This is a genomic window from Moraxella canis (genome assembly GCF_002014965.1).
Lineage (GTDB): Bacteria > Pseudomonadota > Gammaproteobacteria > Pseudomonadales > Moraxellaceae > Moraxella > Moraxella canis.
This window is the reverse complement of sequence record NZ_MUXT01000004.1, coordinates 13,750-37,986: the sequence shown is the minus strand read 5'-3', so window position 1 is coordinate 37,986 and position 24,237 is coordinate 13,750. Positions and strand designations below refer to the sequence as shown.

At 45.5% G+C, this 24,237-nt stretch carries 24 protein-coding genes and 3 tRNA genes; 8 read left to right on the top strand and 19 right to left on the bottom strand.

All coding sequences use genetic code 11. The annotated features are described in order from the left end of the window. Positions 1-69 precede the first annotated feature (69 nt). On the bottom strand, positions 70-381 hold the full coding sequence (locus B0180_RS02560) for a rhodanese-like domain-containing protein (RefSeq protein ID WP_078255543.1): 312 nt from the start codon (positions 379-381) through the stop codon (positions 70-72). An 86-nt stretch (positions 382-467) separates the two neighbouring features. Here B0180_RS02560 and B0180_RS02555 point away from each other — a divergent pair, with 86 nt between their 5' ends. From B0180_RS02555 to B0180_RS02545, 3 genes are all read left to right on the top strand, one after another. Beyond that, positions 468-1,556, top strand: coding sequence for a DUF4105 domain-containing protein (locus B0180_RS02555; protein WP_167366909.1), 1,089 nt, complete (start codon positions 468-470; stop codon positions 1,554-1,556). 153 nt (positions 1,557-1,709) lie between these two features. Next, positions 1,710-1,794, top strand: a tRNA-Leu gene (locus B0180_RS02550). A 51-nt stretch (positions 1,795-1,845) separates the two neighbouring features. After that, positions 1,846-1,922 (top strand) — tRNA-Ile (locus B0180_RS02545). 235 nt (positions 1,923-2,157) lie between these two features. Here B0180_RS02545 and B0180_RS10130 read toward each other — a convergent pair. From B0180_RS10130 to dxs, 3 genes are all read right to left on the bottom strand, one after another. Then, positions 2,158-2,298 carry a hypothetical protein gene (locus B0180_RS10130; RefSeq protein WP_167366908.1) on the bottom strand — a complete coding sequence of 47 codons (141 nt, stop codon included), beginning with the start codon at positions 2,296-2,298 and terminating at the stop codon, positions 2,158-2,160. A gap of 270 nt (positions 2,299-2,568) precedes the next feature. Then, positions 2,569-3,402, bottom strand: a complete 834-nt coding sequence (locus tag B0180_RS02540) for an inositol monophosphatase family protein (protein ID WP_078255541.1) — start codon at positions 3,400-3,402, stop codon at positions 2,569-2,571. 152 nt (positions 3,403-3,554) lie between these two features. Further along, positions 3,555-5,651, bottom strand: coding sequence for a 1-deoxy-D-xylulose-5-phosphate synthase (gene dxs, locus B0180_RS02535; RefSeq protein WP_078255540.1), 2,097 nt, complete (start codon positions 5,649-5,651; stop codon positions 3,555-3,557). Between the two features lie 313 nt (positions 5,652-5,964). Between dxs and ribA the strand changes: the two genes are divergently transcribed. The 3 genes from ribA (at position 5,965) to B0180_RS02520 (ending at position 8,238) form a co-directional block, all read left to right on the top strand. Further along, a complete protein-coding gene (gene ribA, locus B0180_RS02530) occupies positions 5,965-6,579 on the top strand; it encodes a GTP cyclohydrolase II (protein WP_167366916.1) in 615 nt (204 codons plus the stop codon). A 42-nt stretch (positions 6,580-6,621) separates the two neighbouring features. Next, positions 6,622-7,572, top strand: a complete 951-nt coding sequence (gene hemF / locus B0180_RS02525; protein WP_078255538.1) for an oxygen-dependent coproporphyrinogen oxidase — start codon at positions 6,622-6,624, stop codon at positions 7,570-7,572. Positions 7,573-7,782: 210 nt separating this feature from the next. Then, entirely contained in the window at positions 7,783-8,238 is a 456-nt protein-coding gene (locus B0180_RS02520) for a c-type cytochrome (RefSeq protein WP_049237436.1), read from the top strand. 64 nt (positions 8,239-8,302) lie between these two features. Here the strand turns inward: B0180_RS02520 and B0180_RS02515 are convergent, their stop codons facing one another. The 10 genes from B0180_RS02515 to B0180_RS02470 form a co-directional block, all read right to left on the bottom strand. After that, positions 8,303-9,097, bottom strand: a complete 795-nt coding sequence (locus B0180_RS02515) for a crotonase/enoyl-CoA hydratase family protein (protein WP_078255537.1) — start codon at positions 9,095-9,097, stop codon at positions 8,303-8,305. A 116-nt stretch (positions 9,098-9,213) separates the two neighbouring features. Beyond that, the gene (locus tag B0180_RS02510) at positions 9,214-9,720 is read right to left on the bottom strand and encodes a DUF2726 domain-containing protein (protein WP_233424900.1); all 507 of its coding nucleotides are present in this window, start codon (positions 9,718-9,720) and stop codon (positions 9,214-9,216) included. Between the two features lie 108 nt (positions 9,721-9,828). Continuing rightward, on the bottom strand, positions 9,829-10,938 hold the full coding sequence (locus B0180_RS02505; RefSeq protein WP_078255536.1) for an SPOR and LysM peptidoglycan-binding domain-containing protein: 1,110 nt from the start codon (positions 10,936-10,938) through the stop codon (positions 9,829-9,831). Positions 10,939-11,097: 159 nt separating this feature from the next. Further along, positions 11,098-12,411: a bifunctional tetrahydrofolate synthase/dihydrofolate synthase gene (gene folC / locus B0180_RS02500; protein WP_078255535.1), complete on the bottom strand. Its 1,314-nt coding sequence runs from the start codon at positions 12,409-12,411 to the stop codon at positions 11,098-11,100. Between the two features lie 143 nt (positions 12,412-12,554). Further along, entirely contained in the window at positions 12,555-13,436 is an 882-nt protein-coding gene (accD, locus tag B0180_RS02495; protein ID WP_078255534.1) for an acetyl-CoA carboxylase, carboxyltransferase subunit beta, read from the bottom strand. Positions 13,437-13,595: 159 nt separating this feature from the next. Beyond that, positions 13,596-14,426 carry a tryptophan synthase subunit alpha gene (trpA, locus tag B0180_RS02490; RefSeq protein WP_078255533.1) on the bottom strand — a complete coding sequence of 277 codons (831 nt, stop codon included), beginning with the start codon at positions 14,424-14,426 and terminating at the stop codon, positions 13,596-13,598. A gap of 43 nt (positions 14,427-14,469) precedes the next feature. Then, complete coding sequence (trpB, locus tag B0180_RS02485) at positions 14,470-15,684, bottom strand: tryptophan synthase subunit beta (RefSeq protein WP_078255532.1); 1,215 nt, start codon at positions 15,682-15,684, stop codon at positions 14,470-14,472. 44 nt (positions 15,685-15,728) lie between these two features. Next, positions 15,729-16,472, bottom strand: coding sequence for an SDR family NAD(P)-dependent oxidoreductase (locus B0180_RS02480; protein WP_078255746.1), 744 nt, complete (start codon positions 16,470-16,472; stop codon positions 15,729-15,731). Positions 16,473-16,620: 148 nt separating this feature from the next. Next, entirely contained in the window at positions 16,621-17,253 is a 633-nt protein-coding gene (locus tag B0180_RS02475) for a phosphoribosylanthranilate isomerase (protein ID WP_078255745.1), read from the bottom strand. Positions 17,254-17,298: 45 nt separating this feature from the next. Further along, the gene (locus tag B0180_RS02470) at positions 17,299-17,970 is read right to left on the bottom strand and encodes a DUF4230 domain-containing protein (RefSeq protein WP_078255531.1); all 672 of its coding nucleotides are present in this window, start codon (positions 17,968-17,970) and stop codon (positions 17,299-17,301) included. 191 nt (positions 17,971-18,161) lie between these two features. On the opposite strand from B0180_RS02470, the gene B0180_RS02465 reads away from it, so the two are divergent. Continuing rightward, on the top strand, positions 18,162-19,880 hold the full coding sequence (locus B0180_RS02465) for a proline--tRNA ligase (protein WP_078255530.1): 1,719 nt from the start codon (positions 18,162-18,164) through the stop codon (positions 19,878-19,880). 77 nt (positions 19,881-19,957) lie between these two features. Here the strand turns inward: B0180_RS02465 and queF are convergent, their stop codons facing one another. From queF to B0180_RS02445, 4 genes are all read right to left on the bottom strand, one after another. Continuing rightward, complete coding sequence (gene queF, locus B0180_RS02460; RefSeq protein ID WP_078255529.1) at positions 19,958-20,800, bottom strand: NADPH-dependent 7-cyano-7-deazaguanine reductase QueF; 843 nt, start codon at positions 20,798-20,800, stop codon at positions 19,958-19,960. 30 nt (positions 20,801-20,830) lie between these two features. Continuing rightward, positions 20,831-21,604, bottom strand: a complete 774-nt coding sequence (locus B0180_RS02455; RefSeq protein WP_078255528.1) for an ABC transporter permease — start codon at positions 21,602-21,604, stop codon at positions 20,831-20,833. 29 nt (positions 21,605-21,633) lie between these two features. Next, a complete protein-coding gene (locus tag B0180_RS02450) occupies positions 21,634-22,611 on the bottom strand; it encodes an ABC transporter ATP-binding protein (RefSeq protein ID WP_078255527.1) in 978 nt (325 codons plus the stop codon). Positions 22,612-22,740: 129 nt separating this feature from the next. Next, a complete protein-coding gene (locus tag B0180_RS02445) occupies positions 22,741-23,307 on the bottom strand; it encodes a c-type cytochrome (protein WP_078255744.1) in 567 nt (188 codons plus the stop codon). A 244-nt stretch (positions 23,308-23,551) separates the two neighbouring features. Here B0180_RS02445 and B0180_RS02440 point away from each other — a divergent pair. Beyond that, a tRNA-Arg gene (locus B0180_RS02440) sits at positions 23,552-23,628 on the top strand. 41 nt (positions 23,629-23,669) lie between these two features. Here the strand turns inward: B0180_RS02440 and gloA are convergent. Beyond that, positions 23,670-24,206 carry a lactoylglutathione lyase gene (gene gloA / locus B0180_RS02435; protein WP_049237417.1) on the bottom strand — a complete coding sequence of 179 codons (537 nt, stop codon included), beginning with the start codon at positions 24,204-24,206 and terminating at the stop codon, positions 23,670-23,672. Positions 24,207-24,237 lie beyond the last annotated feature (31 nt).

Sequence of the window (24,237 nt, the reverse complement as noted above, 5' to 3'; positions counted from 1 at the left end):
CAACCACTAATTTCTATAATTTGTCATAAATTTTACAAGTGATTGATTTTAATAAGAAATTTATCAAACTCAATCTGACTCTGTAATAATCACCATGCCGCTGGCGATCGCACCGCGCGTACCACCAGTTAAATGAATAACACGGCGCTCATGATCTAACTCATTGATTAATGCTGCTGCTTTTTGTGCCTTAGTACCGCCGCCACACAGCACATAAATATCACCCTTTGTGGCATCCAAAAGCGCTTTATTAATCGTATCAAGCGGATGATTGACCGCATATTCGATATGCCCTTCTTGATACTTTTGGGCGTCTCGCACATCCCAGATTACTTGATTTTTAGTCGGTGTAAATTCAGTGATTTTAAGTTCAGTGATCATTGTTGATTCCTTTAGTCTCCAAATAATTCTTATCAATAAGTTTATCATATATGCTATGATGATTAAAAATTATTTGATCAATGACCATGATACCACTTAAGTCCGATCAGTTTCGACACAAATTACAGCGCCTAAATCCATTCACAAAGCCCAGCTCGGTATATTCAGCTTATTTGGCATCGTTTTCGCTGCACTCAGCGTTTGCGCTTTGGACGGCATGGGGCGTATTGGCTTTATATGTACACAGGCCATTTGGTCTGGCAACCTATCCTGCCATGGTGGCGCTACCCATCACTTATTTATGCACCCTTCGGCGCTCAGCGGCTACTCAGACGCTGCTATTAACAGCTGCACTTAGCATTGTAAGCTTTTGGCTATATACTCAAAAGCCAAGCAATGATCGACCTTGGCAGGATGAAGTTGAAGAACAAATCCGATTTCATCAAATCGGCGATCAAGTCACTGTCGAAAATGTCAGAAATTTTGAATGGATCAGCAAAACTGAATATGTGCCCAGATGGGAAGTGCGCAGTTATGATTTATCCCAAATTAAGTCGTTGGATTTGATCGTCTCAATTTGGGATAACGACAATATTGGACATACTTTGCTTTCATTCGGCTTTGATGATGGTCAGCGGATAGCCGTTTCTTTTGAAATACGCAAAGAAATTGGCGAAAGTTTTTCATCCATTGGCGGGTTTTTTCGTCAATATGAGATGACCATCATCGCCGCTGATGAAAAAGACATCATCTACACTCGCAGCAATGCCCGCGGTGAGCGCGTTTATCTTTATCCGCTGTCATTGCCGAGCAGCGAAATCCGCGAGCTGTTTTTAGCTTATTTGCGCGCGGCTGAAACTCTTGCCGCGCACCCTTCTTGGTACAATACACTATTAGATAACTGCACAACAGCGATATTTGATTTGATGGATCCAATACGCGCCATACCCAATGACTATCGCATCTTATTATCAGGTCGCTTGCCTGAGTATCTATACGAAATTGGAATGATTGACACAGAGTTAAGTTTCAATGAATTAAAAACTCGGGCGCTTATCAATCCAAAAGTTGACCAATACACCCATCAAAATCCCATATCGTCAGCAGAATTTTCCCAAAAAATCCGTGAAAATCTTCCAGATCCCACCATAGAATTTGACAAACAGGTGAAATGAGTCCATAAATCATCAATAAAATCAAAAGTTTATAAAATTTTTATGAGATTGTCATCATTTTATCAAAAAAAAGCTTGCCAAAATTTTAAAAGTCTATATAATACCCAACATCAAGAACGCGCAGTCATGCGTAGATTGCTTGAAAAACAACTTGGGGACGTGGCGGAATTGGTAGACGCACTGGATTTAGGTTCCAGCGCCGCGAGGTGTGAGAGTTCGAGTCTCTCCGTCCCCACCAAATTTAAAAAGCCAGTGACAGTCATCATTGGTTTTTTTATTATCTAAATTTGGGCCTATAGCTCAGTTGGTTAGAGCAGAGGACTCATAATCCTTTGGTCGCAGGTTCAAGTCCTGCTGGGCCTACCATTTTTACCTTAATAATCAAAGGTTTGCCAGTGTGCAAGCCCTTTTTTATTTAAGACTCTATAACCATTATCACTCACATCCTATTAGTCCTGATAAATCAGTCATGGCTAGGATTTTTAATCATATTAAATTAAGCGAGCTTTGAGCCAAAACAAACAAACCGCCAACGAAGGCGGTAAGTTTGCTTGAAAACCAACAAGTTTTGGAGAAACGATTAAACGGTTTGCCTAGGCATTTAAGCAGTCAGTGCCAATGATTCGCGGCGACTCTTTGCAAGTTTTTTTAGGACGGCGGTGATCATCTCGGCGGTGATCGGCTTTTCTGTCCCTTTAGATAAAATATTCATTTCAATGTTTTGGCGTTTTGGCTGATTCATTGTAATACCCTATGTTTTTCACCAGTGGCTGTTATGAATTTGCTTTGGTGTTTGATTTATTGGTTGAGATCAGTATAACCTAGGTTTACAAATGTACACAACCAATTATTGCCAATTTACCCCGATAAAGTGTAAACACTTGTTTCATTTTTGACATATCTTGTCATATTTGATGGCTTTGGATAAATATGTTGAAAAACAAAGCTTTTTATGGATTGTCCATAAAAATAACGCTCAAATTGAGCGTTATCATCAAAAATTGCAAAAGCATTAACCCACCAAAGCATTTTCCCAGCGTGGTACGACCAATTGCATCAGTGGCTTTAATAATTTGACATTACAAGCAAACACAGAACCAGTCGTCATCGCATTTGGCGCGCCTTTATGATCAACCACCACGCCACGCGCTTCGGTCACGATCAGCTCACCTGCAGCCACATCCCAAGGCTTCAACGACATCTCAAAATAGCCATCATAGCGACCTGCCGCAACATAGCACAAATCCAAGGCAGCAGAACCAAAGCGGCGCACTTGACCACCATTTTCACAGATGGCTTGCAAACTGGCGAAATGCTGACGCGCAAAGCTGACGCGCTCTTCGCCCATCATGCGCTCATAAGGATGACCTGTGGTAAACAGTCCGCCTTCAATGGTCTTGCGCTCACTGACCTGTAATCGGCGCTGATTCATCACTGCCCCACGACCGCGGCTTGCCGAAAACATCTCATCACGAACAGGATCATAAATCACGCCATGCTCAGTGACGCCATTTTTTTGGACAGCGATAGAAACACAAAAATGCGGTACGCCATGGACAAAATTTTGGGTGCCATCTAGTGGATCAATTACCCAACACCAATCAGCATCATGACCTTTGCCCTCTTGTAAGCCAAACTCTTCACCCAAATAAGAATGATTGGGATAGCTTTCTTTGAGCGTAGCAATCGTCAGCTCTTCTGCATAGCGATCAATTTGGGTAACCAAGCCATCAAGCCCCTTAGATTCTACCGCCAAATCAAGGCGATGGCGATTTTGATGCGCTCGCAAAATTTCGTGACCCACTTTTTTGGCTGCGTTTGCCGCCATGACAACCATCGGTTCCATACTACACCTGCTTCATTGAATTAAACTACTTAAAGAGTCAATTTGCGCTCATCACGCAAAAGATTTTTATTATACGTGAAAAACCGCCAAAAACCAATGAAAATTATGGCAATGGCGGCAAATAGACAACACAGAATTAATCTGGCAAGGAGTTAATGCTTACTCATTAACTCACTCAAAGACTGATAAATCCCATCAGTATCCAGTCCACAATACGACAGCTGCTCTTCGTGACTGGCATGATGAATGAACGCATCTTTGATGCCGATATTTAAAAGCTTAACTGGCGATTGAGTGGTAATCACAAATTCATTGACCGCACTGCCTGCGCCGCCTGCGATTTGATGCTCTTCAACAGTTGCAATGTGATCAACGCCTGCTTCAAGCAGCTGTACAATCAGCTGGCTATCAATGGGCTTAACCCAGCGCATATCGACCACGATACAAGCGATTGCTTGGCTATCGGACAGTCTTTGAGCAGCTGTCAGAGCATCTTTTAGGCGAGTACCGAATGACAATACCGCCAATTTTTTGGTAGTTTGTGTATCGAAGTCTGGTGATTGCCAAACCACATTGGCGCGCCCGATTGGGTAATGTTCGTCGGTCATATCGACCTTGCGCCCTACGCCTGCACCGCGCGGATAGCGCACTGCTGCTACACCTTGGTACTGATAGCATGTGTTCAAAAGCTGATGACATTCGTGCTCATCACTTGGCGCGGCGATGATCACATTTGGCACACATCTTAAGTATGCCAAATCAAAAACGCCTGCGTGCGTTGCACCATCCTCACCCACCAAGCCAGCACGGTCAATGGCAAAAGTCACATCCAGATTTTGTAGGGCGACATCATGAATGAGCTGATCATAGCCCCGCTGCAAAAAAGTCGAATAAATCGCCACAACGGGCTTAACACGATCAGAAGTCGCCATGCCAGCTGCCAGTGTCACTGCGTGCTGCTCAGCGATCGCCACATCAAAAAACCGCTCAGGATATTTGGCAGCATACTCAACCATGCCTGAGCCTTCTGCCATGGCTGGCGTGATGGCGACCAGTTTATCATCACGACAGGCTTGATGAAGTAGCCAATCACCGAATATTTGTGAATATTTTTTGGGGGCGGGTTTGGATATTAGGGGGTTATTTTCGCCTGCTTTGGGCAATTTTCCAATGGCGTGATAGCCGATTGGATCAGCTTCGGCAGGTAAAAATCCTTTGCCTTTGACCGTATGCACATGGATAAGTACAGCGCCTTTTAATTGTTTGGCACGCTCTAGCACTTGAATCAACTTAGGCAAATCATGACCATCATAAGGACCAAGATAAGTAAAGCCAATCGCTTTGAATAAATTATCTGCAAACAATCTGTCGCCAATTTTTTCGGCAATTTTATCAGGCAATGGTGACGATGGCACACCATGGATCAGCTCACTGATTTTTTCGCTGATTTTACTTGGTAGGCGGCTTGAGACATCTTCAATCGCGCCATTTGCCATCTGTAGATAATGGCGGATGCGGCGGTCATCAGAAGAGATGGCACGCTTAACCATCAAAATATTGCCATGCTTATCAATATCCATAGCCAGACCGCGCTGCCAAAGCTTCGCCAAATGACGCGAAAAACCACCAATCGCTGCTGAAATGGACATGTCATTATCATTAAGGACGACCATCAAATCGGCATTTTGTTGTACTGCATCATTCATCGCCTCAAACGCCATGCCGCCTGTCATTGCGCCATCGCCGATGACCGCCGCCACTTTACGATCCTCACCATGCAGACGCGCCGCCAGACTCATGCCAAGAGCAGCTGAGATTGACGTAGAAGAATGCCCCACGCCAAAAGTATCATACTCGCTTTCTTCTCGCTCAGGAAAAGCAGTCAAGCCATCTTTTGAGCGGATGCTTGGCAAGCGCTCACGGCGACCTGTCAGCACTTTATGAGCGTAGGCTTGATGACCCACATCCCACACCAATTTGTCATAGGGCGTGTTCAGCACCGTATGTAGCGCAATGGTCAGCTCAATCACTCCAAGATTGGCGCCAAAATGCCCGCCGCTGACGCCTGTAGAGTACAGCAAATACGCGCGTAGCTCATCGGCAAGCTGGATCAGTTCGGCGTGCGTCATCGTCTTTAGGTCATCAGGACTGGCGACACGGTCCAAGATCGGCGTGTCAGGACGCGTCGTCAAAATCTCATCAAAGACTTTGGCACGATACGATTGGCGATGGGTGGCTGAATCCGTCATGATTGCTTGGCTTCCGATTATCAATAAATTCACATTTCATCATCAAAAAGAGTATGGCATAATAGCACTTTTGACGAGATGCCGCCAATCTTTTCATAAAATCATGGCAGTGTCATCATTTTATCACAATGGCGTTAAAAGACTATTTTACAAGATAGGCTTTATTTTTGCTAGAAAAACCCCATTGAAAGCTTGATTTTTATTTAATGTTTTAAATGCGTGTTAGGCGTGATTCAAACAGTCAGCTTTACCCACAGATTTGGGTAAATAATTTATTATAATAGACTGATTTTGAAAGAAATTTTTAAGGTATATTCCCTTGTATAAATTTATTACCAAGGCTAAACTGCCGACGATTCATGGCGAATTTGACATTCATATTTTTGAAAATGAGGACGGTCAAGAGCACATTTTATTAAGCACAGGATTGCCAAATGAGTCAGATAAACTGCCCATCGTGCGTATCCATTCTGAATGTTTGACGGGCGATGCGTTTGGCTCACTAAAATGTGACTGCGGACCACAGCTCAATGCCGCGATGAGTGCCATTCAAGCGCATGGCGTGGGGGCGATTTTGTACTTGCGTCAAGAGGGGCGTGGGATTGGTCTGACCAATAAGATTCGTGCTTATGCCCTGCAAGATCAAGGTCATGACACACTGGAAGCCAATTTATTATTAGGTCTGCCAGCCGATGCGCGCACTTATGAGATGTGTCAGCAGATGCTCTCGCATCTCGGCGTAAGTCAAGTGGCTTTGATGACAAATAATCCTAACAAAATCAATGAGCTTAATGAGCTGGGGGTCGAAGTGGTTAAACGCATTCCTTTGATCGTTGGCGTTAATAAATACAACGCTTCTTATCTGATGGTCAAAGGTGAGCAGATGAATCACTATATCAAGACAGATGATTTGAACGAACTTCCCTAATCACTCAGGATCATTACTTAGCATAGCCACTTAGGACAATCCATGCAAACGCAAATCCAAACAGTCAGAGCGTTTTTATTAAACCTGCAAGAAAGTATCATCCAAGCACTCGAAGAGCAAGAAAGCTTGGGAGGTGTCGATGGTCGCACAGAGACCAAATTCATCACAGACATTTGGGAGCGCCCCGAAGGCGGTGGCGGTCGATCGTGTGTTTTATCTGGCGGGCAAGTCATTGAAAAAGCAGGCGTGATGTTCAGCCACATCCATATCAAGCAAATGCCTGTTTCCGCCACCATTCGCCATCCTGAGCTGGCAGGCGCTCAAGCCGAGGCTTTGGGCGTGTCCTTGGTAGTACATCCTAAAAACCCGTATGTTCCGACCAGTCATGCCAATGTGCGATTATTTGTTGCCACGCCCACTGATGGCAGCGCGCCAATTTGGTGGTTTGGTGGCGGATTTGATCTCACGCCTTTTTATCCCAACCTTAATGATGTCAAACACTGGCATCAAGTCGCGCATGATTTATGCCGCCCTTTTGGTGATGACGTTTACATCAAATACAAAACTTGGTGTGATGATTATTTTTATTTAAAGCATCGTCATGAGCGCCGCGGCGTTGGAGGGCTGTTTTATGATGATGTTAATACCGCCTCCACAGGGTGGGATTTTGAAACTTGCTTTCAGTTTATGCAAGCTATCGGACAAGGCTATATTGAGGGTATCGTGCCAATTTTTGAGCGCAATAAACATCAAAGCTATACCGAGCGTGAACGGCATTTTCAGCTGTATCGCCGCGGTCGCTATGTGGAGTATAATTTGGTGTTCGACCGCGGTACGCTGTTCGGTCTACAATCTAATGGACGCACGGAGTCCATTTTGGTTTCCATGCCACCTTTGGCAGCTTGGGAATATCGCTACGAGCCTGAAGAAGGTACGCCTGAGTTTGAGCTCACCGATTTTTATTTAAAGCCTCAAGATTGGTTGAACTTATAAGCTTTTCTTAAGCACTTTTACCCCCTTATCGCCTCGCTATTGAGGGGATTTTTTAGATTTTATTTTAATCAATTGTTAAATTTTGTGTATTTTTCTGTAAATATACAGATTTCTAAGCAAAACTTGGTTAAAATACCCAAAAAATCTTATCTTTTGATGATAAGTCTTTCCAAATGGAAGTTGTATTTTTAACAAAACGGAGCCGACGCCATGTTTAATAAAATTGCCTTAACCGCCGCATTGTCCGCCACCATGATTTTGGTAGGTTGTAATAATTCAGGCACCTCTGCTGCTAATAATCCTCAGCTTGAAGAGCGCAGCAAGCTTATGAAGGACTGGCGACAAGCCAACGAAGGCATGAAAGCCATGATGGAAAACCCAGATACTTTTGATGCCGCAACTTTTAAAGAGCGAGCTGATTTTATTGCTGACAGTAACGCTGCCATGTGGACTCATTTTGAGGGTGACGCCGCCAAAGGTGGTGATGCCAAAGACGAGGTGTGGACAGATGCCGAAGGCTTTAGAGCTAAGACTGAGGAATTTACCGCATCAATCAATGCGCTATCGGCGGCAGCTGCCACTGCCACTACAGCTGCTGATGTCGAAGCCCAGTATGGTCAAATGGCGAGCAATTGCGGCTCATGCCATAAAGCCTATAAAAAGTAATTAAACTCATTTAAAATAAAAAATGCCTTTACTCAGTGTAAGGCATTTTTTATTTTTTGCGAAATCATCTAAATTGGCGCTTGATAAATTGCACAGTATCGTCTTTTGCTTTTTTGATAGACAGCTTTCGATTGGCACCAAGCATGAGCTTAATCTGCCAAAGTTTTTCTTGATATAGCGCCAAATAATCTTGACGCTGTGCAACATTCATCACACGCTTTGCTGCAAGCACCGCATCCGGCGAACGCGCCTTGATGGCATCTGTCAGCGATAACGCCATCTGAACAGGGTCATCACTGATATGCGTGAGTAGCCCATAGTCTTTGGCGGTCGGCGCGTCCATCATCTCGGCAGTCATAGCAATCTGCTTCATCACATCTCGGCGTATATCGCGAGCGGTGCGCGTAATGCCCATGTCAGCAACTAAGCCCCACTTAGCCTCAAGCACCGATAAGCGGGCATCCGCTGCCGCGATACGAATATCCGCCCCAAGTGCAAGCTGAAGACCGCCGCCCACGCACACGCCCTCTACAACAGCAATGACCGGCACAGGCAAACTCTGCCAAATCAAGCAAACCTTTTGAAACTTACTGGGTGTCGGTTTGGCAAGCTCATACAAAGCAAAACCCAAGCTCTTAGGGTTATTTAAATCCGCCAAATCCAAACCTGAGCTAAAATTCCCATCAGCGCCCATCAAAATCACCGCTCGAATTTCACGATTGCACTTAAGCTTATGAGCGACCTTGATCAGCTCATCCATCATCTGAAAGCTGATGGCATTTTTTTTATCCGGTCGATTGAGCGTGATGGTGGCGATCTGATGTTCGATTTGTACAGTGAGCGTCTTTAAATTTTCCATAATTATCCTTTTTGGCGGTTTAGCACATGGTATCATACTTAATACACACTAAAATAAAAATGAATAACCGATCGGTCACGATCATGAGTTTGGTAGTAAGTCCCTAAAAATAAAAATCAGCGATAATGGCGCAGCACTTCTAAAATATCATGGCGCATCATCTGTGCCGTCGGCATTTTTTCGGCATGAAATCGAATAATGGGAATGCCAGAGCTGGCAAGCGCTTTATCTTTTTTAGCATCTTGCTTTTGGCGCGTCTTACTGCTGTGCGTCCAGTCATCAAGCTCGATGGCAGCAAGCACAGTTTGCAAATCATCAGCCACCAAAACAAAATCAACGCTCTGCCGACAAACTCGATTAAACCAAAACTGTCTTTCATTCGCCACATCTTCGGTCGGTTCAATGATTCTAGATAATTGAACTTGTCCAAAAATATGATACTCTGGCAGTGCCATTTTGAGCTTCTTAAAAAACAACACTTCACTGTCAGTCATCAAAGGCATGGGTTCAAATGGCCACACAGGCATATCATCGCCTTTGATTTTTTTGGACTTAGGACGCAATAAAAACACCAAGATCGCCACACCAGCGAGCAGTCCATAGATCATCAAATGATTATCCAATATGTTATCCTTATTATGGCAAGCCATATAAAAAAGCACGGCTTTTGATCCATGCTTTTAAATTCGATAGTTTATCGATCGGTCAATGCAGCGCTAACATCGCGCCGATTATTGAGTCTTATGCACAAAAGCGCCTGATGAAGGAACACGAGAGTCTGCCGCGATCTTGGAGCGCAGGGCTTTTGCGCCTTCTTCTGTTTTTTCGCTACCGACCAATACGCGCAAACCACGGCTGGTGCTACTGGTTGTGACTTTATAGCCAGCGTCACGATACTTTTTAACCACTTCATCGACCTTGTCTTTGTCTGGAGAAATCGCCACTTGAACGGTGTATCGTCCAGACGCTTGAGTGCCTTGAGATTTTGAGTCGGTTTTTTTATCGCTCTTAGGCTCTGTCTTTGATTGAGACTGGTTATCAGATTTTTTAGTTTCTTCTTTGGATTTGGCTTCTCTGGCTTTATTATCACGCTCCAACCGAGCCACTTGAGATGCAGAAGGTATCTTGATACTACGCCCTGCTCTCAAAATATCATGACGCGTCATGCCATTGGCCTCAACCAATGCCGCCACCGAGATACCGTGACGATTAGCGATACCCTGCCAAGTTTCGCCAGGCTGGACATCATAAGTACCCGCCTTGGCAGGTGCTTTGGTTTGGGCGTTTTTATCTTCTTTTTTGTTTTCAGCTTTATTTTCGGTGGGCTTATCGGCTGATTTGGCTTTTTCATCCTTAGCTTTTTGCTCAGATTTTTTGGCTTCTTCAGCGGCCTTTTTGGCTTCTTCGGCTTTACGAGCAGCTTCTATCGCTTCAGGGCGTGTCTGAACCGTCGGCGCTGCGATCAGCTCACTTTTGGCCGCGCTGTCTGCCGATACTGCCTGAGTATTGGTCACAGTGCGTCCATTGGCTTCGGCATTGGCTTTTTCGAGGGCTTGTTTGCGCGCGTTGTTTTGCTCTTCAAGCAAAGCTGCCGCTTGCTTTTGCATTTGCAGCGTATGCGCCTCACGTGCGCGCTGCTTTTCAGCCAACAGCTTTTCTTCGGTCGCCACATCTGCCGTCAGGGGCTGAACCACAGGTTTTGCCACCTTGGTATCGGTTGATGTCTGCTGGGCGACTTGTGCCGATTTGGCGGTTTGAGCGTCATTTTTTGCCAGTGCAAAAAAAGCCACGCTGCCACCGACGATCAGCGTAACGCCCAATATAATTTGTTTAGAAATCATAACCAAACCACCAACCTGTTATTGACTTTATAGATAGAATTTGCATATGTCGCCATAAGGCTAATTTTATCATAAACTAATAAAAATATCGTTTTTTTATCAAATTGTCAAGACAATCATATATAAAATTTGTGTGATATGGGTAAATGTTTTTACAATTTAATATGGCTTACCAAATAACTCAATCAAGCTTTCGCTGATCGTATGAAATGAGCCAAACACCACAATCATATCCTTAGGCTGACTGTCCGCCAAAATACCGCGGGTGGCTGACGGTAGGCTTTGATAGGATATGACTTGAGACGGATCGATGTATGCATATACTTGGTTTAAAAGCGTCTCTAGCGGCATTGCTCTTGGGTGATCAATAGCAGCCACATGCCACTGATCAATGGCGATCTCATCCTTGGCAGATGCCACAGCGCTCAATACTGCACCGACATCTTTATCACCCAACATCGAAAACAGGACTTTAAGCGATGCATCAGGATAGTCTTTGAGATGCTGATGCCACGCCAAAATCCACTGTCTTAAGAAAAACTCGATGCCATGAGCATTGTGTGCCACATCAAAGATCCAGTGCCTATTTTCGATCGTACGCTGGTCAAATCGCCCAGAGAGTCTAACCTTATCAAGTCCATGCGTGATGGCATCGGTATGAATCTGTAAACCACTTTGTAATACTGCTTCGACGGCGTTGACAGCATTTTGTAAGGATAATTTTGGCTTAGGCAGTCGCATGGTCAAGGCATCATTTGTAAAAATCCATGCTTCACCTTGATCGACATAGTCATAGTCCACGCCCAACTGATATACACGACTCGTCAAACTGTTTGCCACTGCATGCACACTGTTTGGCATCTGGCGTGCGCCCAAGATCACAGGAATATCCGCTCGGATAATGCCTGCTTTTTCTTGACCGATACCCTCAATATCATCACCCAACCAGTCCACATGATCAATGCCAATATTAGTAATGACAGCAACATCAGGATCAATGATGTTAACGACATCCAAGCGTCCGCCAAGCCCAATTTCAAGCACCCACACATCACAGTTTGACTGCTCAAAATACCAAAATGCCGCCAAAGTCGTCATCTCAAAAAATGACAAGGTCAAATTCTCAGCAAGGCGCGCCGCTTCCACTACCTCAAAGGCTGCCACCAAATCACTTTCGGTGATCTGCTCGCCATCAATGCGAATACGCTCAGTAAAAGATACCAAATGCGGCGACTGATACAGTGCAGTTTTTAGACCAGCTGCTTGACAAATTGCGGCGATGGTTGCCGTGGTTGAGCCTTTACCATTGGTGCCTGCCACCATAAAAACTGTTGGTTTTTTATCAGATACCCTACTATCTTTTAGAATGCCCAAGCGCTTGGCAACAGGCAACACGCGCTCAAGCCCCATATCAATGGCGGAGACATGAATGCCACCGATATATTCTAGCCACTGGCTTAAAGTTCTTGTCATAATTATGATTCCCAAATACTTTAGGCTATTGTACTTGGTTTGGTGGGCTTTTAAAACAAAAATCACTCAGGGTTGGAGGATTTTATTTGCCAACAAAAAAGACGCCTACAAAGCGTCTTTAATGCATCAAATTTAAGTGTAAGCTAAACGGCAGCTTTTGAGAGTTTTGCTAAAATGCGATGCGTCGTATCGATGAGTTCATGGCGATGCACCACCATATCCACCGCGCCTTTTTCAAGCAAAAACTCAGCTCGCTGAAAAGGCTCATTAAGCACCTCACGCACTGTCTGCTCAATGACGCGCTTACCTGCAAAGCCAATCATCGCCTTGGGTTCGGCGATATGTACATCACCAAGCATCGCCAAAGATGCAGTCACACCGCCATACACAGGGTTGGTCAGCACTACCACATAAGGCACGCCTGCCAGTCTCAATCTTTCGATGGCAGCGGATGTGCGTGCCATCTGCATGAGCGATAACAGCCCTTCTTGCATACGCGCGCCGCCTGACGCAGCAAAGCATACCAAGGGCTTTCGCTGTGCCAAGGCTGTTTCGGCAGCTTGGACAAAGCGGTCGCCCACCACAGACCCCATAGATCCGCCCATAAAGCGAAAATCAAAAGCACAAGCAATGACATCTAAGTTTTTAAGCTTACCTGTCATCACCACCAAGCCTTCAGATTCGCCGGTCTTATTTTGGGCTTCTTTCATACGTTCAGGATAAGGCTTAGAATCCACAAAATGCAAAGGATTGCCTGTCGTGAACTCTTGACCAAGCTCTGAATCAATGCAATTCAAGAACCACTCCAAACGCTGACGCGCCGTCATAGTCAAATGATGATCGCATTCAGGGCACACATACTGGTTCAAATTCAGCGCCGTATTGGTAATCAGCGCATGGCAATTTGGGCACTCGGTCGACGGCTCAGTCTCGACAGCGGTCAAGGTCGGCACAGTGGTTCGCTTAACGCCAGGCACTTCACGCTTTAGCCAACTGGTGGGTTCGGTCAGTTGAGTTTGACTCATAATTTATCCTTTTTACTATGTTTGGGCATCCACCCAATATGGCATATAGTTTACACTTGTAAATTGATTTTGGCAAACAAAATTTAGCCCACAGCCCATCAAGTCATGCCATCACAAGCGACCATGCCCGCCCACTTAAGACTTTTGATTCAGCAAAAATCAATGAATCTCATCAAGCGCTTGTCTTAATTCATCCATCTTGGCAAGCAGCTTAGCTTTGGCTTGGGCGATCTTTTGATCATCATTGTCACAGACGGCAAAGTTTTTGACCAGTTCTGAGCCGACGATCACGCCGTCTGCCACCGCACCCAGCGCCTTGGCGGAAGCACCATCACGAATACCAAAGCCCACGCATACAGGGATATCGGTTTCGCTCTTGACTTGCGCAACTTGCTTGCGCACTTCGTCCACATCCAGCGCGCCCGAGCCTGTCACGCCTTTGAGCGATACATAATAGATGAATCCGCTACAGTTTTCGATCACTTTGGCGCGGCGGTCAGGCTCGGTGGTCGGTGAAAGCAAGAAAATTTGATTGATGGGGTGATCGGTCCGTTCAGTGAGCGCTTTGGGATAACTCCCTGCCTCGCTTGGTGGCAGATCCACCATTAAGATCGCATCGACGCCAGCGTCAGCGCACATCTTGGCAAAGTTATCATAACCAATGATTTCAACTGGATTTAGGTAACCCATCACTAATACAGGCGTCGTTTGGTTAAGCTCACGAAATTTGGCAACCATATTCAGCGCATCTCGCGTACTCACGCCTGCCGCCAGCGCCCTTTCGGCTGCATGGGCAATCACAGGTCCGTCCGCCATCGGATCACTAAATGGCAGCCCCACCTCGATGATGTCCGCCCCATGCTCAACAAGCTTATGCATCAAATCCACCGTCACATCAGGACGTGGATCGCCAGCCATAATATAAGGGATTAACGCTTTTTTGCCAGCTTGGCGCAGCGCCTCAAAAGTCAGTTCAATTCTTGTTTTCATTATGTTCTCATCAAATCATTTACTGTCGGTAATTGGTGGTGGCTTAGTCAGCTTCAATACCATCTTTTGCCATGACTGTATGCAAGTCCTTATCGCCACGACCTGACATATTCACGATAATTGACTGATCTGGGCGCATGGTTGCTGCTAATTTTAGACCATAAGCCACTGCATGGGCGCTTTCAAGCGCTGGGATGATGCCTTCTTTGCGAGTGACTTCTTTAAAGGCATGTAAAGCCTCATCATCTGTCGCGCCGACATAGTGAACACGCTCAACATCTTTTAAAAAGCTGTGCTCAGGTCCCACACCTGGATAGTCAAGCCCTGCTGAGATCGAATGCGTGCCCAAGATTTGACCTTCATCGTCTGCCATCAGATAAGTACGATTACCATGCAAAACGCCCACGCGTCCTGCCTGCAGGGGTGCTGCATGATCAGGCGTATCAAGACCTAGACCATTGGCTTCCACGCCATACATCGCCACTTCACCGTCATTCAAAAAATCATAAAACAGTCCAATGGCATTCGACCCGCCGCCAACACACGCCACCAATGCGTCAGGCAGGCGACCTGTTTTTTCAAGATGTTGAATCCTTGCTTCACGACCAATGATCGCCTGAAAATCGCGTACGAGCATCGGATAAGGATGCGGACCTGCCACTGTGCCGATGATATAATAAGTGGTATCGACATTTGCCACCCAATCACGCATGGCTTCATTCATGGCATCTTTTAGGGTGCGTGAACCTGAAGTGACAGGCACGACGGTCGCCCCAAGCAGGCGCATCCGATAGACGTTCATTTTTTGGCGCTCGACATCATCTGCACCCATATAAACCACACACTCAAGACCAAGACGCGCCGCAATCGTGGCGGTAGCGACGCCATGCTGACCTGCTCCCGTCTCCGCAATGATGCGCTTTTTGCCAACCATCTTAGCGAGCAGCGCCTGACCGATGGTATTATTAACTTTATGAGCGCCTGTATGGTTCAAATCCTCACGCTTAAAAAAGATTTTGGCACCGCCAATCTCACGACTCAAGCGCTCAGCAAAATATAGTGGCGTTGGGCGTCCGACATAATCCGTCAAGTCCGCCATGAATTCATTCCAAAACTCAGGATCGGCTTTGGCAGTTTTATAGATCTGCTCAAGCTCTTCAAGCGCCTTCATCAAAGTCTCTGAAACAAAACGACCACCGTGTACGCCAAAATGTCCGCTGGCGTCAGGGAATTGTCCAAAATCAAGATTCGTTGTCATAAATTACCTTATTTTATTAACCTTTTAAACCACTTCTAAAAAATTTAAATATCGCGCGCAACCGCAAGCCCTGCATAAGTTTGGGCAGTTGGCATCAGCTCGATGGCATTGATATTCACATGCCAAGGCTGTGAGGCGACCCACTGCACTGTATTGCTAATATCGCTAGCGGTCAGATACTCCACACCTTCATAGACTGCGGCTGCCTTGGTGTCATCGCCTTTAAAACGTACCTGACTAAACTGCGTACCGCCGCACATACCAGGCTCAATATTTGTCACACGCACTCGTGTATTGATCAGATCAGCTCTAAGATTATTGCTAAATTGCTTAACAAAAGCCTTAGAAGCGCCATACACATTTGCGCCAAAATATGGATGATTGCCCGCTGTTGAACCGATGTTAATGATCAATCCATGATTATTTGCCACCATATACGGCAAAACCAGATGCGTCACACCCACCAGTCCTTTGATATTCACATCTATCATGGTCTGCCAGTCTTGAATGTCGGCAAGGTGTGCCGGCTCAAGCCCAAGCGCAAGCCCCGCATTATTAATCAGCACATCAATCTTGGTCAGATCAATGCCGCCAAGCACTTCTGACATCGCCTTAGTATCACAAACATCGAAATGAAGCGGTATGAAGTGCTCGCCAAGCTCTGCCTTAAGTGCATTTAATTTATCCAGTCGCCTGCCTGTACCATAGACGGTGTGCCCTAGGGCTGCAAAATCTCGCGCAATTTGCTCTCCCAGTCCTGCTGTTGCGCCTGTGACAATAATATGCATATGGTGTCCTATTTTATCCATGATTGACTCACTGATGGCTAAAAAAGCCACTATATCAAAATCGTCAGAATTTGGCATCATTTGATTGTTGGCTTTTATTTTGTATTTAAAATATAAAGCCAATCAGCCGTCTAACGCCAAACAAAATCTATCTGACAGCTGTAATAAAAGCTTGCATTTTGTCAATGTCCTTGACGCCTTTGGCTGATTCAATGCCGCCGCTGACATCCACAGCATGGATCGGCAGCTGCTTGGTGAGCGCAGCATTTTCAGGGGTCAGACCACCTGCCAAAATGATCGGCAAACTGGCATGTTTAGGGATAATTGACCAATCAAACCGCTCGCCCGTGCCGCCAAACTTGTCCGCATGATAAGCATCAAGCAAAATCGACACCGCTCCTTTAGCATGATACTCATTGATCATCTGAGTGATCGCTTGGGCATCGTGTCGAGATGCATCAATGCGAAGCGCCTTGATCCAGCGCTTGCCTACGAGCGCCGCTTGTCTTTGGCATTCACTTGCAGATTCATCACCATGAAATTGTATCACATCAAAAGGCACAGTGTTAGCGATATGAATCAGCTCATCATCACTGATGTTCACCACCAGCGCCACAATAGTCACAAAAGCTGGAATATGTGCCACAAGGGTTTGGGCAAGCGCGGCATCGACAGATCGCGGGCTGGGCGGATAAAACACAAGTCCAATGGCATCGGCGCCCGCCGCTACTGCCGCTTGAACATCTTGGGCGCGCCTAAAGCCACAAAACTTGATGCGCATGACTGACTGTGGCGCATCTTTCAAAGAGTAAGTCATCTAAAATACCTATGAGCTTGGCAATTGACAAGCGCCCGTACCTTGGGTTGAGACTTCCACCTGCGCACCTGTGAGCATGAATAGATTTTTGACTTGCTCGGCAGCGTTGGTCATCGCCAAGGTCAGCACATCACCTTGACATGCTTTAGAAAGTACCTGTGCTTTGGCATCGGCTTGAGCTTTGGCAAATAATGCCGGATCGCCAGCTACCGCCCCAAATAAACCAGTTTGCCAATCATATACTTCAATATTATCCAAAAATACCTCAAAGATCTCAGACGGCGGCAAAGTGATATGTACGCTTTGGATGGGCTCGCCTGCTGCATTCTGCGATTCGCTGATATGCACCATCTCAGATCCGATGGCACTCAAATCAATGCCTGCAAGCACTCGACCTTTGATAACAAATAGCCCTCGTTGCTTGTCTTGCCAAAGCGCCTGCCATGTGCCATCTTTATTGGCAATCACAATGGTCTCAACCCCAAATGCCGCCGTTTGTAGGCGAGACAGCGACTGAATCTCTGTGATGACGCCCTCTCGCGTGATCACTTCGGCTTGAGCATCCGGCTTTTTGACTAGCATAAATACGGCAATCAGCGCCAACATACCCAAAAGCGCCATCACAATATATGCCGCCTTGCCTTGTTGGCGGCAATGATTGGTCAAATCTTGTCGAATCATTTTAAAATCCGTTGATTGAGATCGTGTTGTTTAAAATACCATAAAAGCCAAGAAATTTGTGTAAAATCCCCAAAAATTTGTTGTACATTCTTTAAAGTTTGCCGTAATATAAGCTGTTTATGAGTTTTGTTTCATAAAATATTTATTTCAAAAAATAAAGTTTAGCTTTGCTTAATTTTAAAGGTCATATCATGAAAGCCAGCCAATTTATATTTGCCACCTTAAAAGAAACGCCCAATGATGCCGACATCGTCTCAAGCCAGCTGATGGTTCGTGCAGGTCTGATTCGTAAGCTTGCATCAGGTCTGTATGTATGGATGCCGATGGGTCTGCGTGTGCTTAAGCGCGTCGAGCGCATCGTGCGTGAGGAGATGGAGGGCATTCATAGCCAAGAGCTTTTGATGCCGGTGACGCAACCAGGCGAGCTTTGGCATGAGTCTGGGCGCTGGGAAGATTATGGCGCTGAGCTTTTGAGATTCAAAGACCGTCACAGCCGAGATTTTGTGCTAGGTCCGACCCACGAAGAAGTCATCACCGACATCGCGCGCAATGAACTTAAAAGCTACAAGCAGCTACCGATCACATTTTATCAGATCCAAACCAAATTCCGCGACGAGATCCGTCCACGCTTTGGGGTGATGCGCGCTCGCGAATTTACCATGAAAGACGCGTATTCTTTTCACATTGACAAAGAGTCACTGGCAATGACTTATCAAGATATGTATGACGCCTACAGCCGTATTTTTACGCGCTTGGGGCTCAATTTCCGTGCCGTGCAAGCAGACACAGGCTCGATTGGTGGTTTTGCATCGCATGAGTTTCATGTGCTGGCGGACAGCGGTGAAGATGACATCGCATTCTCAACCGAATCAGATTTTGCCGCCAATGTGGAGCTTGCGGAAGCCGTCTGTCATGACGAGCGTTTGGCACCCACCCAAGCACGCACTGATGTCGATACACCAGACATGCCCACTTGTGAGGCGGTCGCCAAGCACCTAAACATACCACTGAGCCAAACCGTCAAAACGCTGATCGTCAAAGGCAGTCACAGCCAAGATAATCCTGAGGCGCCCAAATTCATTGCCTTAGTTTTGCGCGGTGACCACACATTAAATGAAATCAAAGCAGAAAAACTTGCCGATGCTCATATTCCTTTGACCATGGCGACTGAAGATGAGCTAAAGGACATTGGACTGATCAAAGGCTACATCAGCGTAGATTTGGACATGCCGACCTATGTCGATCGTGCCGCAGCGGCGCTGTCTGACTTCGTATCAGGTGCCAATATCGAGCACAAGCATACCACTGGCATGAACTGGGATCGTGATGCCAAAATCACCCAAATCGTCGATATTCGCAATGTGGTTGACGGCGATCCATCTCCAGATGGTCAGGGCGTGATTAGCATCAAACGCGGTATCGAGGTCGGTCATATTTTCCAGCTGGGGGATAAATACTCAAAAGCTTTAAAATGCTCAGTACTCGGTAAAGAAGGCAAACCTGTGACCTTGATGATGGGCTGCTATGGCATTGGTGTCAGCCGCATCATCGCTGCTGCCATTGAGCAAAATCATGACGATAATGGCATCATCTGGGCAGAAGCTCAAGATAAGGCGGACAGCATTGCCCCATTTTATGTTGCCATCGTACCAATGAAATCAAAAGATGGTAATGCTGAAGCCAAGGCTGAAGAGCTGTACCAAACCCTAAAATCTCGCGGTATTAATGTTCTACTTGATGACCGTGATGAACGCCCAGGCGTGAAATTTGCTGACCTTGAGCTGATCGGTATTCCGCATCGTGTCGTGGTTTCAGAAAGAAATCTTGCTGAAAATAAATACGAATATGTCAACCGTGCCACAGGCGATAAGCAGATGCTAAGCCTAGATGAGCTGCTGGCGTTATTTTAACTCTAAGTAGCTGATAATTAAAAAACCTTGTCATCAAGACAAGGTTTTTTAATTATTCTAATAAATCAATCCGCCATTCATTGACGCACTTGTCTGGTCACGGCTGGCAAATCATGATTTAGCACACGGACAGGATTAATGTCTATGCCCCCTCGGCGAGTATAGTTGGCTTGCACCATCAAAGATGACGGTTCAAAATTCACCAATAAATCAGCAAAAATACGCTCTACGCACTGCTCATGAAAGCCATTGTGCTTACGAAAAGTCAGCACATAGTTTAAGATTTTTTGATAATCGAGCGCCTTATCAGTCGTGATTGAGACTGACAGCGTCCCCCAGTCCGGCTGATTGGTCACAGGGCAGTTTGAGCGCAGCAAATTGGTGTGAAATTGATAAGTTGCCATCTGATGCACGGGCGGGTGCCTTAGTACAGAAGCATCAATATCATCACCAATAATCACCCCGCTGCCGCCATCGAGCACCTCATCAATGCACACCCCAAGCGGTTCATGCACCTCAAAGCCGCTGCCACTCAGCGGGATAATCTCAGCGCTCACATCAGCGCCCACACACGCTGACAGATCTTTTTGTATGAGCGCTTGAACCTCTGATGCATCGCTAAATGAGGTAAAATTCAAGCTATTAAGATACAGCTTGAGCGATTTGGATTCCACGATATTCGGTGAATGAGCAGGAATGCTAATACGAGCAATCGCCACCTTTGAGATACCTTGATCATTCAGCCAAGATAGCTCAAACGCTTGCCAAACATCCACGCCATCTGTCAGCTGATCGGCTTGCACACCAGTTAGCTTTACAATCTCATCGCGCCCCAAATCACGCGAGATGGCAAACAATACACTTGGGTCATAACTTTTTGGATAACTTGTGGTCTCACCTAAGACGCCATGAATACTCATATCCGATTCCTTTATCATCTCAATGATGGTTTATAGTCTAAGCTTTGAGCCATCAATTAATAAGCGATACGCTGTAGTATACAATAGAGCACAAAATGCCAAAATCGCCACCAATGACCACCACACATTGACATCACTGTATCCCAAGATACCAAAACGAAACGCATTGACCATATAAACGATGGGATTGAGCAGTGATAAATTTTGCCAAAATGGCGATAAATTATCCAACGAATAGAACACGCCGCCAAGATATGTCAGTGGCGTCAGCACAAAACTTGGAATGATAGAAATGTCATCAAATGAACGAGCAAACACCGCATTTATCAGACCGCCAAGCGAAAATAGCACCGAAGTCCCGATGATGGTCGTCAGCATCACGCCAAAATGCACCACGCTTAGCTCTGTAAAAAACAGCGCCACGATCGTCACAATCAAAGCAATGGCAAGACCACGAAATACCCCGCCACTGACATAACCAAGTAAAATCGTATGCTTGGAAATGGGGGAAACCAAAAGCTCCTCGATACTGCCTTGAAATTTCATACTAAAAAAACTCGACACCACATTTGAATAGCTGTTGGTAATGACCGACATCATGATCAAGCCCGGCACAATAAACTGCATATAAGACACGCCGCCCATCTCACCGACGCGGCTACCGATCATCTGCCCAAAAATCACAAAATACAAGGTCATGGTGATGACAGGCGGTAATAAGGTTTGTGGCCAAATCCGCAGTATTCGTTTGATTTCTTTTTTTAAAATGGTTAAAAATGCCACCCATTGCTTGCTAAAATTCATCGTCTGCTCGTTCGCTTTTTTATATGTGATTAATCATTGGTAAGTTTTTCAGTCAAATTATTTTCAACCAAATTCATAAACAGCTCTTCTAGGCGGTTTGACTTATTGCGCATACTGGCAATTTGAACGCCTTGTTCAGATAAATGTGCAAAAACATCATTCAGGCTTTCGCCCTTTTTTAAGGTCACTTCAAGGCTAAGGTCATCTATTTTTTGATAGCGCACCACTTGAGTTAGGTTAATGTGCGACTCAAACGGCTCAGCAAAATCCAAAATAAAGCTTTCAATATCCAAGCTTGCCAATAAGCTTTTCATGTCGGTGTTAATGCGGATCTCGCCTTTATCCAAAATGGCGATGTATTTACATAATTGTTCGGCTTCTTCAAGATAGTGCGTGGTCAAGATGATCGTGGTGTTTTCTTCTCGATTGATATACTCCATAAACTCCCACATCGAGCGACGCAGCTCAATGTCCACGCCTGCTGTCGGCTCATCCAAGATCAGTAGCTTAGGTTTGTGCATGAGCGCACGCGCGATCATCAAACGGCGCTTCATCCCACCAGAGAGCATTCGCGCTTTGGTGTCTTTTTTATCCCAAAGACCCAATGCCTTAAGCAGCTTTTCTGCGCGCGGCTTGGCTTCTTTGGCAGTGATGCCAAAATATCCTGCTTGATTCACCAAAATATCTTGCACATTTTCAAATTGCATAAAGTTAAATTCTTGGGGAACCACACCCAAAAACTGTTTGGCTTTTGAGGGTTCTTTGAACAAATCCACCCCAAAAATCTCCACCGTTCCTGATGATGGCGGAAACAATGAACTGACAATGCCAATCGTGGTGGATTTACCCGCCCCATTTGGACCCAGTAAAGCAAAAAATCCGCCTTGAGGGACGGTCAAATCAATGCCTTTGAGTGCGGTAAAGCCGTTATTATAAGTTTTGCTCAATCCTTTGATCTGTAGTGCTGGTATATTCTCATCAATGCGCTGGGTACTGTCAGTGGTCATAAAAATACTCTAAACTTTATCATTGCCCTATTAATGTAGATCAATATAAAATTTTCAAGGTTAAAAGCTTAAATGCAAAAATCCCAAATCACTCTCTGAATGATTTGGGATGGATCTTGGATCAGGCGATCAGCTTGATTGCTGGATAATATAATCAACCGCGTTTTGAACTTCTTCATCAGAAATATCAGAACCGCCACGCGCAGGCATCGCATTAAAGCCATTGATGGCATGATTATAAAGCGTTGCTGTGCCTTTACCAATTCGAGGTGCCCAGTCGCTGGTACCGATTCTAGGTGCGCCGATCAAGCCAGCATCATGACAAGTAGAACAAAGCGCCTTATACAAGCTTTCACCATCACGCGCTTGACCTTCAACCGCTGGCGCAAGCACTGTGATATTGATATCGCATTCTTCGCCCTCAAAGCAAACTTTACCATAAGGCGCGATACGAGCGATCAAATTAGGATACATCGCCACGAGCTTTTGGACTTGTGGGCTTTCTTTTGGGGCTTCTTCTGCGGGTGCTGCCGCTTGAGCAGGTGCTTCAGCCGTCGCTTCAGCTGTAGCCACTTCAGCTGCATCAGCAGTCGCAGTTTCTGCAGGTGCGGCAGCTTCTTGCGCTTGAGTTGCTATTGTTGACACTGCTAACAATGCAGCAAAGGAAAACATAACAGCTTTTTTCATTGTCATCATCTCGTTTTTAGCCTTGAGCAATCGCTCTGGGGGTGTCGAACAGCGGTGCAAGTCATTGTGCAAAGCCACCATCCCTACAATAAAAATTTACCCCTACTATTATAAGGGAAAAGCAAGGTAAAATGCCATGTTTTTTATAAAATCTGTTAAAATTTAGCAAGAATTGCATAAATTTGTCATTATTTTACTGGCTTAAGTGGCATTTTTCCCAAAAACTTGCTACAATTTGCCACCTAAATCATCAGTGCTTGTAGCTCAGTTGGATAGAGTGTCAGCCTCCGAAGCTGAAGGTCGCGGGTTCGATTCCCGCCAAGCACACCATCTTTTCAAAACGCTGGACAATCCAGCGTTTTTTCGTCTGATTATCGATTATTGTTAATTTCGATAATCTCAATCCAATATCCGTCTGGATCCTTGATAAAGGCGATGTCTTTCATCGTGCCTTCTTCGGGACGCTTTTTAAATTCCACGCCATTGGCATCAAACCATGCCACCGCTTCACTCAAGCTTGGTACGCTAAAGCAAATGTGCCCAAACCCGCGCGGCTCACTGTTGCCATCATGATAGCTAAAATCAGCTTGATTCTCGGTGCCATAATTATGCGTCAGCTCCAAAATACTGCGCTGGCGTGAGACAAAATCTTTTAGCTCATCACCTGACGGCAAATGATTGCGCTCATCTTCGGTTAAGCGTGCCAAAAAATACAAATCAAACTCACTGTCTGGAAAGCTGCGATGCTTAAGCAGCGTCATACCAAGCACCCCTGTATAAAACTCCAAAGATTTAACTGGGTCTTTGACACGCAGCATGGTATGATTAAAAATATAGCCTTCTGACTGCACTGGAATGTCTTTGACGCCTTGGGCAGTCAGTGCGTTTTTTGGTTGTTGGATGCTCATCGTTTTCCCCTTCGTTGATAAATCACTGTGC